This window comes from Caballeronia hypogeia, from assembly GCF_001544875.2.
In the GTDB taxonomy this organism is placed as follows: Bacteria; Pseudomonadota; Gammaproteobacteria; order Burkholderiales; family Burkholderiaceae; genus Caballeronia; species Caballeronia hypogeia.
The window spans coordinates 180,191-192,203 of record NZ_FCOA02000013.1; the positions used below are offsets into that span (position 1 = coordinate 180,191).

The window sequence follows — 12,013 nt, forward strand, 5'->3', positions numbered from 1 at the left end:
TGAGACAACGAAGGAGACGATATGCGTGTGCTGGTGACAGGCGGAAGTGGATTTCTGGCGGCGTGGGTGATGCGCCGCCTGCTCGCGCGCGGCATGCAGGTTCGGGCTTTCGACCTGCGCGAAGACGCCCGGCTGGTGCGCGCGCTTGCGCCGGAACGGGCCGATACGATCGACTGGCGGACCGGCGATATCGCCGAGGCGCGCGATGCGGCGCGCGCGCTCGATGGCTGCGACGCGGTCATCCATCTGGCGCGCGTGCTCACGCCCGCGTGCGCCGCCGATCCGGTGCGGGGCGCGCGCATCAATCTGATCGGCACGCTCAATGTGTTCGATGCCGCCATCGCGTGCGGCATCGGCTCGGTGCTGTATGCGAGCAGCGCGGGCGTGTTCGGCCCCGACGACGGCGCAACGCCCTTCCCTACGACCCATTACGGCGCGTTCAAGCTCGCTTGCGAAGGCTCGGCGCGCGCTTACTGGCACGATCGCGGCATTTCGAGCGTCGGCTTCAGGCCGCTCGTGGTGTACGGCGCGGGGCGGGAAACCGGTTCGAGCGCAGGGCCCAGCCTCGCCTGCCGGGCGGCCGCGCGCGGCGAGCGCTACACGATTCCGTTCACGGGCGCGACCGGCCTGGTCTACGCCGACGATGTCGCCGCCGCCTACGAGCTCGCGCTCACGTGCGGATTCACCGGCGCGCGCGCGTTCACGCTCGCGGGAGAGATTACGCCGATGGAGCGCGTGATCGACCATCTACGGCGAATCGCTCCGGATGCGGATATCGACGCTTCGGGCGCGCCGCTGCCAATCGCGACATCGTTCCCCGACGATCCGTCGCTCGCGCGGCTGCTGCCCGATCTGCCCGCGACATCGCTCGCCGACGGCTTGCGGCAAACCGTGGCGTTCTATCGATAGGGGCGAACCGCGCCTTGGCACCGCGAAATTTTTGGGGGACGATTCGCATCTTCAAGACCACGGTGTCAGGTATGCACGATCCGAATCGAACCCCGGCGGCCAGAACGAAGCTGCTCAAAGGCATCCTTCCGGTCAGCCGCGCCAGCGCCGTGCGCGACGCGCTTGCGGGCGTCTCGCTCGCGTCGATGGACATTCCGCAGGTGCTCGGCTATGCGCGCATCGCCGGCATGCCTGCGGTGACGGGCCTCTACACGGCCTTTCTGCCGCTGCTCGCGTTCGCGCTGTTCGGCGCGTCGCGGCATCTCGTGGTGGCCGCCGATTCCGCCACCGCGACGATCTTCGCCAGCAAACTCTCGTCGATGGCCGCGACGAGCAGCCCCGAATACGTGGCGCTCGCCGGCATGGTCGCGCTCCAGACCGCCGTGCTCCTGCTGCTCGCGCGGCTTTTCAAGCTCGGCTTCCTCGCCGATTTCCTCTCGCGCACGGTGCTCGTCGGCTTTCTTGCGGGCGTCGGCGTACAGGTGTCGATCGCCATGCTGGGCGATCTGTTCGGCATGACGGTGCCATATCCGTCCTCGCGCAGTCTCGCGCAACTCGTGTATGTGATCACGCATGTCATGCAGGCGCACTGGTCGACGCTCGGCCTCGCGCTCGCCGTGATCGTCGCGATTCTCGGCTGCAAACGCGTCGCGCCGCGCCTGCCGATGCCGCTCATCGCCGTGGTCGGCAGCATCGCGGCGAGCAAGATGCTCGATTTCGGCGCGCACGGCATGGCGGTGCTGGGTCCGGTCGATGGCGGTTTGCCGCCGTTGCGCTTTCCCGCCGTCACCTGGCAGCAGTGCCTCGATCTCATGCCCGTGGCGGCCTCGTGTTTCGTCATGATCATCGCGCAGAGCGCGGCGGCCGCGCGCGTGTTCGCGCAGCAGTACCGCGAGGAAGTCGACACCAACGGCGATATCCTCGGTCTCGCGGCGGCCAACGCGGCGGCGGCGCTGAGCGGCACGTTCGTCGTCAACGGCAGCCCGACGCAGACCGCGATGGCCGAGCGCGCGGGCACGCGCAGCCAGTTCGGGCAGCTCGTTTTCGCGGTCGTGGTGGCCGTCGTGCTGCTGTTCCTGAGCGGCTATCTGCGCTATCTGCCGCATTGCGTGCTGGCGGGCATCGTCTTCACGATCGCGATCGGCCTCGTCAACGTGCAGAGCCTGAAGGACATTCGCGCCGAGAGTCCGGGCGAATTCGCGCTCGCGCTCATTACGGCGGCGGCGGTCGTGCTGGTGGGCGTCGAGCACGGCATTCTGCTGGCGGTCGCGCTCTCGCTGATGCGCCACGTGCGGCACAGCTACCATCCGCACACGATGGTGCTCACGCCCGTCGAGGCCGGCAAACCCTGGCAGTTCATGCCCACGAAACCCGGCGCGATGACCGCGCCGAACCTGATCGTCTACCGCTTCGGCGCCGATCTGTTCTACGCCAACGATCATTTCTTCGCGGCGGAGGTGACGCAGCTCGTCGATACGGCGCCGGAGGATTTGCGCCATCTCGTCGTCGATGCCGGCGCGATCACCGATCTCGACTACTCCGCCGCGCGCACTATCGGCGAGCTCATCGAAACACTGCGCGCGCGCGGCGTGGCGGTGAGCTTCGGGCGCGTCAATCCGTTTCTGCGCGGCGACATGGACCGGCACGGCCTGACGCCGGTGCTCGGTGTAACGAACGTGTTCGAAACCCTGCACGAGGCGCTCGCGGCGGCAGGGGTGAGGGTCTCCGCGCACGAACCGGAACCGCTCTGACGCGGTTGTTGGTTTCCGTTCCTGTAGGGGGCGCATATTCCGACCGTTCGCTGCCCCGGAAATTTACGCATTTTATTGAACAGGATTCCATTTTCGATTAGCATTCTTCAAAGGCGCACCACTTTCTTACACCCGATCGGGCTCGCGGACGAAGACCGTCGCGGGCTCCAACCCGGAGGCAATCGACGCAATGGCGCAGGACACATCTTTTTCCGCATCGCTCGATGAGGGCTTGAGCGGCGCGACTCGCGTGTATTTCATCGTCGGCGATCCGATCGCGCAGGTGCGCTCGCCGGCGGGCGTGACCGCCGCATTGCGGGCGGCGGGCCGCGATGCGATCGTGATTCCGGCGCACGTCGCGCCCGCCGATCTGGATGCGTTTTTCGCGAGCATCGCCCGGTTGCAGAACTGCGACGGCGTCATCATCACCGTGCCGCACAAGTTCAGCGCGACGGCCCATTGCGAATCTCTGACCGATGAAGGCGCGTTCCTCGGCGCGGTCAACATGCTCAGGCGCAATGCCGACGGCACGTGGCACGGCGGGGCGTCTGACGGCATCGGCATGGTGGCGGCGCTGCGCGATGCGGGCTGCGATCCGGCCTCGAAGCGCGCGCTTCTGATCGGCGCGGGCGGCGCGGGGTCGGCGATCGGCCACGCGCTCGTCGAGGCGGGCGTCGCCTCGCTCGCGATCCGCGATTTCGACGCCGTGCGCACGAGCGCCCTCGCCTCGCGTCTGGCGGCGCTGGGCCGCGGCACGGTGAACGTCGCGGACGATGCGGGCGCGGAAACCTACGATCTGATCGTGAACGCATCGCCGGCTGGCATGCGTCCCGGCGATCCGCTGCCGATCGACGTCTCGAACCTGCCCGCGACGACCTTCGTTGGCGACGTGGTCACCAAGCCGCCGCTCACGCCGTTCATCGAAGCCGCCCGCGCGCGCGGCTGCACGACTGTCACCGGCACGCAGATGTTCGGCCGGGTGTGCGATGCGATCGTCGCGTATCTGCTGAAGAACTGAGCATCAGTCGATCGAATCGGAGCAATCTGGTTTCACCGAGGCCCGCATTGCTGCAACATTCCCGCCGCGCATTTGCATCCCTCGCGGATGCGCGACGGCTTTCCGGCTCTGGACAGAACCGCCTCTGAAAAGCCGCCCCTCACGGGCGGCTTTTTCTTGCGTGACTTTCCGGCCGCGCCGCCCTGCGCGCCACGCATTGCGCTTCGTTGCGATGGGACGCGCTGATCGAGGGCCCTTGAAATGCGTGCGAACGCACGCAAGAGGCTGTAATGAAACTGGATCAAAGCTTAGTTCAACGCATGGCGCGCGCGGGCGTCGCGGCTGTCGCGTTCGCCATGCTCACGGCGTGCGCGAGCGCACCGGGCGCATCCGGCGCAGCGGCGCCGTTGCCGGCGGACAGCACCGTCGCGACCGGACGTATCGTCGGCAAGCAGTATTTGACGACCGTGTCCACCGGCGCTGCGCCCGCGGCCGGCCCGACCGTAGGCGTGGGCGCCGGCGGCATCGGCGGCAATGGCTGGAGCGGCGGTGGCGCGGGCGCGGGCCTGAGCTTCGACCTCACGAACCTGTTCCAGAAGAGCCCGGAGCAGACGGCGAAGGTGTATCGCTACAGCGTGCAGATGCAGGACGGATCGAAACGCGATGTCGACAGCACGCTCGATCTCACCGACGGCGCGTGCGTGACGACGATCGATTCCAGCGCGCCGGGTTATCCGCGACTGGCCCCGGCCGGTTCGTGCTGATGCGCCTGGGCGGCTCTTTCCGTGAGCCGTCCGTTGAGCGCCGCGGCGATCCGCCCGACGACCGGAGCCCAGTCGCCCGGGACGCGTTGGCGCACGAGTTGCACCGAGTCGTACCAGGGCTGGGTCTCGCCCTCTCCCCAGCACCAGTGTGAGGCGCGATCTATCATAGCGAGCACTGGCTTGCCGAGCGCGCCACCGAGATGCAGCGGCGAGCTGTCGACGGTCACGAGCACGTCCAGCGCGCTGACGAGCGCAGCCGAGTCGTGAAAATGTTCGCGAAATTCGGGAAGGCCTGCGATGCGCGCCCCCGCCGAGCGCATCGCGGAGATGTCGCTCTCGCGGCCCGGCGTCACCGGATGAAACACCACGCCGGACAATTGCCAGAGCGGCGCGAGAGCGTCCAGAGGAATGCTGCGCTGCGCATCACGCCGATGCGTCGGGCTGCCCGCCCAGACGAGCCCCACGCGCAATGCGTTCGCGCCGTCCGCCGCGAGCACGCGACGCCACGCCTCGATCAGTTCAGGCGCGGCGTCCAGGTAGGCGCGGCCGTCGACTTCGTTCGGCAGGAGCCCGATCCACATGGGCATGCTCATCATGCCGACGGTGTAATCGACCGCACCGAAATCCTGCGTCTCGAGCGCAACGCAGCCCGGCACGAATCGTTCTACGAGCGGATGCAACGGCCCACGCACCGCCAGCAGCGCCTCACCGCGGTGTCTTCGCACGCCTTCGGCAAAGCGCGGAAAGAAGCGCACGAACTGAAGGTCGTCGCCCAGCCCGAGCTCGCTGTAGACCACGACGCGCTTGCCGTCGAGCGGCTGCCCGCGCCAGCGCGGCGCGATTGCTTCCATGCGGTTGACGACGCCGTTCTCGCCGCGTTCCGAGAGCCTTTGGGCGAATCGCACCCAGCCGTCTCGCCAGGCGCCGCGGCGCAATTCGAGATCGGCGAGATCTACGGAGAGCCAGTTCGCATCGGGCGTCTGCGAAAGCGCAACGCGATACAGCGCTTCGGCTTCGTCATAACGCGACTGCTCGTTGAGATACATGGCGATCGCGCCGGTCACGCGGCCATCGGTCGGATGATGAAGCGCGGCCTCACGCATGACCGCCTCAGCCGACACGCTGTCATGGCGCACCCAATGGCAGTGACTCAGTTGCCAGCGCAATTCGAAATCCTGCGGAAAATGCTGCACGGCTTCGCGGCAGAACCGTTCCAGCGCCGGCCAGTCGCGTGATTCGCGGAACGCGAGCGCAGTGGCAAGGGCGTGGCCCGGATCGTCCTGCAACGGCGAGTCGGATTGATCGTGAGTCATGGATGAAGCGAAGAAGATTTGAAGTGCCCGCCGAGTCTATCGGAATCGCCTCGCTGGATTCCGCCTTCTGGCTTGAGACAAATCCGAAACTGAGCGCTCCCCGTCATGCGTTCGTTTTGCATTCCGGATGAAAGACGCGGATTCGTGCGGAAACGCAGTGATTCAAATCAGAGATTGTCCGCCGCACCGCTGTTTGCCATACTCGGTCCGTTGCCCTGTCTCCTCACGCGTCCGCTCTCGACTTCTCGAGCCCACAAGCGGACGCGCTCTCGCCGCCTGATCCAGGCGGCATTTTTTTGTGCGCGCGGCCTATTACCTTTGACGTAATTGCCCGCCCCACCTTCACCTGCGACGATGCACCCACACGTTCATCGACCAGGAGCCGGCCATGTCCTCAAACCTGCAGCGCGATCGCGCCACCGTCGCGCGCCCCGGTTTCATCCGCACGCCCGATGGCGTCGAGCTGTTCTACCGCGACTGGCGGCCCGAACGCGCGCCGGGGAGCGAAAAGACGATCGTCTTCGTCGCCAGTTATTCGCTGCCGAGCGACATGTGGGCATATCAGATGACGCCGCTCGCGCGGGCGGGCTTTCGCTGCGTCGCTTACGACCGCCGAGGCCACGGCCGTTCGGGCGATCCCGGCGGCGGCTACGATTACGACACCCTCGCCGACGACCTCGCCGCGCTCATCGAAGCGCTCGATCTCACAGCTATCACGCTGGTCGGCTATTCCATGGGCGGCTCGGAAGCGGTGCGCTATCTGACGCGTCACGGCAGTGCGCGCGTCGCGCGTCTCGTGCTGATCGCCTCGACCCTGCCGATGCTCGCGAAAGCGTCCGATAACGCCGACGGCATCGATCGCGCCTCGATCGAGTCATTTCAGCGCGACCTGATGACGGACTACCCGCAATGGCTCGCCGAAAACGCGCGGCCGTTCGCGGGACCGCGACCGTCGCAGGCAATGATCGACTGGGTTCGGGAGATGGCGTTGCGCACCTCGCATCAGGCGCTCTTCGCGTGCAACGAAACCGTGAGCCGCGGTGATTTCCGCAACGAATTGCGCGATGTCGACGTGCCGACACTTATCGTGCAGGGCGGCCGCGATCTCTCCAATCCGCTCGAACTGACCTCGCGACGCACAGCGCGCGCGATCCCGGACGCGCGGCTCGTCGTCTATGAAGGCGCGCCGCACGGCATTTTCTTGAGCGACGCGGCCCGACTCGTGGCGGACATCGCCGCATTCGCGTCGACGTAGCGGATTCGTCTGGAAGAGCATATGTGGCGGTGGCTTAATATCGGCGCGCCCAATTCGATCCGCTCTTCATCCGGCGCTTGTCGGATAAGCGCTGAGCGTTGACGCATGGGAAAACACTCATATCAATAGGCTCTGCGAGAATCCCGGCACATCGTAGCACTGCGAATTGACAGCCAGGCGCTGGTCATGAAAGCATCGCCGCGCAGTCATCCTCCGCAGTCGTCCTCACCTCCACCGGAGTTCACCGCGATGATCTTCCACGCCTCCATTCCCGCCAACGATCCTAAGCACGTCGCGCACGTGCTCGCCGAGCTCTGGGACGGCTTCGCCGCGCCGTTTTCGCCCTTCCCCGATGCGTGGATGGCGGTCGCGGGCGACGATCGCGGCAGCATCATCGAGGTGTATCCGAGCGACAAGGTGATCACGCCCGGCGGCGGCCACGAGGAAAGCGTGAGCTACGGCGCGGACACTTTGAAGCGTCCGCAGTACAGCGCGTTCCACATGGCCATCGCGACGAAGCTGAGCGCGGAGGAAGTGATTTCAATCGGCGAGCGCGAAGGCTGGCGTGCGGTGCGCTGCACGCGCGGCGACAACTTCTTCCACGTGATCGAGTTCTGGATCGAGAATTCGACCATGTTCGAATTTCTCACGCCCGACATGCAGGCCGAATATCTCGCCTTCGCGACGCCCGAGAACTTCAAGGCGATGGCGGCCGCCGCCATACCTCAGTGATTCTCGTCGTCTGAACGCGAGCCGCCGCGCAGGCCAAACATCAGTGCGGCGCCGCTCGCGAACAGTAGCAACGCCAGCAGATGCACGGCGAGATCCATGCTGCCCGTCGCGGTGCGAATCTGGCCGATCACCCACGGACTCACGATCCCGCTCGTAATTCCGATACTGCTGATGAACGCGATGCCCGCCGCCGCGCTCTTGCCCGGCAGATGGCTCGCGGGCACGGCCCAGAAGATCGGCAGCGCGGCGAAAATCAGCGTCGCGGCGAGCGAAAGGATCGCGAGCATCAGCGGGAAGCTCGGGAAATGCAGCGTGAGCGCCGCGAGCGCGAGGCCGCCGCCTGCCGTGCAGCACGCGAAGTGCTTGCGCCGCTCGGCGACGCGGTCCGAATGGCGCGCGATCAGAATCAGCCCTACCGCGCCGATGGCGTTCGGCACGACGGTGTAAAGGCTCACGGACATGACATCGGTGATGCCGAAGTCGCGGATCATCAGCGGCATCCAGAAGCTGAGCGTCAGCGACGCGCACGTCAGCGAAAAATAGATGAACGCGAAGAGATAGACGCGCGGATTGCGCAAGGCATCGAGCAGGCCGCGATGATCGTGGGCCTGAGCATTGCCATTCGATTCGGAGCACAACACGGCGAGACGCTCCTGTTCCGGCTGCGTGAGCCAGTGCGCGTCGCGCGGCGCGTCCACCAGCAGACGCAGCGCGATCAGGCCGAGCAGCACCGCTGGCGCGCCCTCGATCGCGAACATCCATTGCCAGCCGTGCAGGCCCATGACGCCCGCCATGTCGCGCATGATCCAGCCCGACACGAGCCCGCCGAACACGCCCGCGACCGCCACGCCCGCGAAGAACACCGACATCACGCCCGCGCGGCGCTTGGCCGGAAACCAGTAGGTCAGATACAGCACGATGCCCGGAAAGAACCCCGCCTCGAACACGCCGAGCATAAAGCGCAGCAGATAAAAATGGCCGGGCGTCGACACGAACATCATGCCGACGGACGCCGCGCCCCACAGCAGCATGATGCGCGTGAAGGTGCGGCGCGCGCCGAACTTCGCCAGCAAAAGATTGCTCGGCACCTCGAAGAGCACGTAGCCGACATAGAACACGGCGGCGCCGAGGCCGTACATCGCGTCGGAGAAGCCGAGATCGTGCTTCATCTGCAACTGCGCGAAGCCGATATTGATGCGGTCCAGAAACGAGACCACGTAGCACAGGAACAAAAACGGAATGATGCGCCACGCGATTTTGCGGAACAGCGCATCGTCCGAGAGGGCGTGCGGGTCCGCGGCGGCGCTCGGGCTGAGCGCCGCCGTGCTGATCGACTTCGACATGTCTCGCTCCTGATGGGCGTGAGAAGGCCGGCGTCTTGAGCGCGCCTCTGAGCCTTTAGAGAGGGATGCGGCGCGCTTTCGCTAAAACGCGCCGCGAGGGATGAGCGTCAGTCCTGCAGGGCGGACCACATTTCCTTGTCGCGCTGGGCCGTCCAGATGCGCGGATGCTTGATGCCGCTCGCTTCGTCGTACGCGCGCGAGACATCGAACGGCAGGCAATGCTCGTAGATGAAGACGTGACCGAATTTCGGGTCCATCGACTTGCGGGTGTGCGCCATCGAGCCCTTCAGGTCGAGCTTGTCGGCGACGGCTTCGCGGCCCGCCTGCAAAAGCGTGGTGACGAAATCCTTCGTGTAGTCGAGGCCCTTGTCGACTTCCGCCGGCGACAGCAGCGCGGGCCCGCGCCCCGGCACCAGTTTCTCAGCCTTCAGCGCGCGCAGCGCTTCGAGCGTGGCTGGCCACTCTTCCAGTTGCGCGTCGCCGCAATAGCAGGCGGCATCGTATTCGACCAGATCGCCCGAGAACAGCACTTTTTGCGACGGCAACCAGACGACCGTGTCGCCCTTCGTGTGGCCCGAGCCGAGATGCGCGATCTTCACTTCGAGCTTGCCGAGCCACAGCGTGATTTCCTTTTCGAACACGAGCGTCGGCCAGGTCAGACCCGGCACGGTCTCGACGCCCGCGAACAGGCGCGGAAAACGCTCGATTTCCGACTTCATGTCCTGCTCGCCACGCTCGACGATCATTTCATACGTGCCGCGGCTCGCGATGACCTGCTGCGCGCCTTCCTCGAAATACGCCGACGCGCCCAGCACGCGCACCGCGTGGTAATGCGACAGCACGACGTATTTGATCGGCTTGTCGGTGACGCTGCGGATCTTCGCGATGAGGTCCTGCGCCATCGCGGGCGTGGCGGTCGTATCGACGATCAGCACGCCGTCGTCGCCGATGATGACGCCGGAGTTCGGATCGCCTTCGGCCGTGTAGGCGTAAGCGTTCTCGGAGAGCTGCGTGAAGGTGATCTTTTTCTCTTCCAGATCGGCCTGCGATGCGAATGCTTTTGCCATGGTCGTGTCTCGCTTCCATTCTCGTGGGGATGGGTGGATGATCGACTTCGTGCTGATTTTTGTCAACAGCAAACAAACTTGCTATTTGCAAATTACGGGTAAATACGGAATGGCTTCATCGGATGATTCCCGCTCGGCTAACATCTGCCATTCGTTCACTTTTTACTCTGATGGAGCGTCTTTGGCTCGCCCCACTCAAGCGACATCCGACGCCCACGCCGGCGAGGAAAAAAAGCAGCGCGGCATCCAGAGCGTCGAAGTCGGCGCGCGTCTGCTCGCGGCGCTCGCCGCGCGTCGCGAGCCGCTCGCGCTCAGCGTGCTCGCGGAAGCGGCCGAATTGTCGACCGCGCAGGCGCACACGTATCTCGTCAGCCTGACGCGGCTCGGGCTCGTCAAGCGCGACGCGCTGACCGGCAATTACGAGCCGGGCCCGTTGTCGCTGCGGCTCGGCCTGCTGAATCTCGAACATCAACCGGCGTATCTGGCGGCAGCGCCTCGCGTCGCGGCGCTGGCGCTGGCGACCGGCATGAGCGTCGCGGTCAGCGTCGCCGGGCCGCAGGGGCCGACTGTCGTGCGCTACGAGCGCGGCGGTCATCCGCTGCACGTGAATCTGCACGTCGGCACGGTGATGTCGTTGTCTGCCACGGCAACGGGCCGCGTGTTCCGCGCATTCGACGACGAAACCCGCGTCGCCGCGATGCGCGCGCATCAGGCGGAAGCGGCCGCCGACGCACCCGATATGGCCGCGCGCATCGACGAGACTCGCGCGCGCGGAATCGAGCGCGCCGTGGATGCGCCGAGCCCGGGCGTGAGCAGCATGAGCGTGCCGGTATTCGACGGCGCGCGTCGGTTACAGCTCGCGCTGACGGCGATCGGCCCGACCGGCCTGTGCGATGTCGCGTGGGACGGCCCGCTCGCGCGCGCCTTGCGGGACGCCGCACGCGACATCAGCGGATTGCTCTCATGACGACGACCAACGACTACGAGGCCAAGCCGCAACGCGGCATCAACGCGCTCGACGCCACCGGCGAGCTGCTGCGCGCGCTGGTCGCGGCGGGCAAGCCGCTCACGCTGCGCGATCTCGCGGCCGCCGCCGGCATGCCGCCGGCCAAGGCGTTCGCCCATCTGGTGAGTCTCGTGAAAGTCGGCCTGCTCGCGCGCGACGAAGCGGGGCTTTTCCACGCGGGCGGGTTGAGCCGCGAGCTCGGGCTGATCGCGTTGCAGCGCCTCTCACCGATGCGCGACGCCGAAGCCGAAATCGTCGCGCTGGCCGCGGCCACGTCTATGACGGTCGCCGCCGCCGCGCTGGGTCCGCTCGGCCCGACCGTGATTCGCCTGGAGGAATCGGCGCGGCCGCAGCACGTGAGCCTGCGCGTCGGCACGGCGATGTCGCTCGTGAACACGGCGATCGGACGCGTGTACGCGGCGTATTTGCCCGACGAAATGCGGGCCACGCTGATGGAGCAGGACAACATCCGGCTCGCGGGCGCGCCGCCGAACGCAGCACGGGATGCGGCTTATCGCGCGCGGCTCGATGAAATCGGGCGGCACGGTCTGGACAACGCGCTCGGCGCGCCCGTTCCCGGCATCCACACATTGGCCGCGCCGGTGTTCGACCACACCGGCAGCGTGTGCCTCGTCATAGCGCTGATCGGTTCGGCGGGCGGCTTCGACAGCGCGGCGGACGGTCCGCTGGCGCGCGCCCTTCTGGCGGCCACGCGGCGCTTGTCCTGGCGCTTCGGGTCGATGGAAGCGGACGAAGGGCCTAGTCGACTGCGTCATTGATTTGGCACCTGGCGGATTCGACGTGAAGGATCGTCGTACTTCCACTTGATCGGCTTAG

The 12,013-nt window shown here is 66.3% G+C and carries 11 protein-coding genes; 8 read left to right on the top strand and 3 right to left on the bottom strand.

Annotation, left to right across the window (positions count from 1 at the left end; all coding sequences use genetic code 11):
* The first annotated feature begins 21 nt into the window (after positions 1–21).
* The 4 genes from AWB79_RS20365 to AWB79_RS20380 all read left to right on the top strand — a co-directional run bounded on the left by AWB79_RS20365 (position 22) and on the right by AWB79_RS20380 (position 4,460).
* Positions 22–909 (top strand): NAD-dependent epimerase/dehydratase family protein, encoded by an 888-nt coding sequence (locus AWB79_RS20365; RefSeq protein ID WP_061169226.1) that lies wholly within the window; start codon positions 22–24, stop codon positions 907–909.
* Between the two features lie 71 nt (positions 910–980).
* A complete protein-coding gene (locus AWB79_RS20370) occupies positions 981–2,699 on the top strand; it encodes a SulP family inorganic anion transporter (protein ID WP_061169227.1) in 1,719 nt (572 codons plus the stop codon).
* Positions 2,700–2,889: 190 nt separating this feature from the next.
* A complete protein-coding gene (locus AWB79_RS20375; RefSeq protein ID WP_061169228.1) occupies positions 2,890–3,717 on the top strand; it encodes a shikimate dehydrogenase family protein in 828 nt (275 codons plus the stop codon).
* 269 nt (positions 3,718–3,986) lie between these two features.
* Positions 3,987–4,460, top strand: a complete 474-nt coding sequence (locus tag AWB79_RS20380; protein WP_061169229.1) for a hypothetical protein — start codon at positions 3,987–3,989, stop codon at positions 4,458–4,460.
* Here AWB79_RS20380 and AWB79_RS20385 read toward each other — a convergent pair.
* Positions 4,427–5,773 carry a glycosyltransferase family protein gene (locus tag AWB79_RS20385; protein ID WP_061169230.1) on the bottom strand — a complete coding sequence of 449 codons (1,347 nt, stop codon included), beginning with the start codon at positions 5,771–5,773 and terminating at the stop codon, positions 4,427–4,429. The genes AWB79_RS20380 and AWB79_RS20385 overlap by 34 nt on opposite strands.
* Positions 5,774–6,161: 388 nt before the next feature.
* On the opposite strand from AWB79_RS20385, the gene AWB79_RS20390 reads away from it, so the two are divergent.
* Together AWB79_RS20390 and AWB79_RS20395 are read left to right on the top strand one after the other, a co-directional pair.
* Positions 6,162–7,028 carry an alpha/beta fold hydrolase gene (locus AWB79_RS20390; protein WP_061169231.1) on the top strand — a complete coding sequence of 289 codons (867 nt, stop codon included), beginning with the start codon at positions 6,162–6,164 and terminating at the stop codon, positions 7,026–7,028.
* 186 nt (positions 7,029–7,214) lie between these two features.
* Entirely contained in the window at positions 7,215–7,760 is a 546-nt protein-coding gene (locus tag AWB79_RS20395) for a hypothetical protein (RefSeq protein ID WP_232470945.1), read from the top strand.
* Here AWB79_RS20395 and AWB79_RS20400 read toward each other — a convergent pair.
* Both AWB79_RS20400 and AWB79_RS20405 read right to left on the bottom strand, forming a co-directional pair.
* Positions 7,754–9,103: an MFS transporter gene (locus AWB79_RS20400; protein WP_061169233.1), complete on the bottom strand. Its 1,350-nt coding sequence runs from the start codon at positions 9,101–9,103 to the stop codon at positions 7,754–7,756. The genes AWB79_RS20395 and AWB79_RS20400 overlap by 7 nt on opposite strands.
* Before the next feature lie 107 nt (positions 9,104–9,210).
* A complete protein-coding gene (locus AWB79_RS20405) occupies positions 9,211–10,170 on the bottom strand; it encodes an MBL fold metallo-hydrolase (protein WP_061169234.1) in 960 nt (319 codons plus the stop codon).
* 181 nt (positions 10,171–10,351) lie between these two features.
* On the opposite strand from AWB79_RS20405, the gene AWB79_RS20410 reads away from it, so the two are divergent.
* Together AWB79_RS20410 and AWB79_RS20415 are read left to right on the top strand one after the other, a co-directional pair.
* Positions 10,352–11,137 carry an IclR family transcriptional regulator gene (locus AWB79_RS20410; protein WP_061169235.1) on the top strand — a complete coding sequence of 262 codons (786 nt, stop codon included), beginning with the start codon at positions 10,352–10,354 and terminating at the stop codon, positions 11,135–11,137.
* Positions 11,134–11,955, top strand: coding sequence for an IclR family transcriptional regulator (locus AWB79_RS20415; RefSeq protein ID WP_061169236.1), 822 nt, complete (start codon positions 11,134–11,136; stop codon positions 11,953–11,955). Before AWB79_RS20410 ends, AWB79_RS20415 begins: the two co-directional genes overlap by 4 nt.
* Positions 11,956–12,013 lie beyond the last annotated feature (58 nt).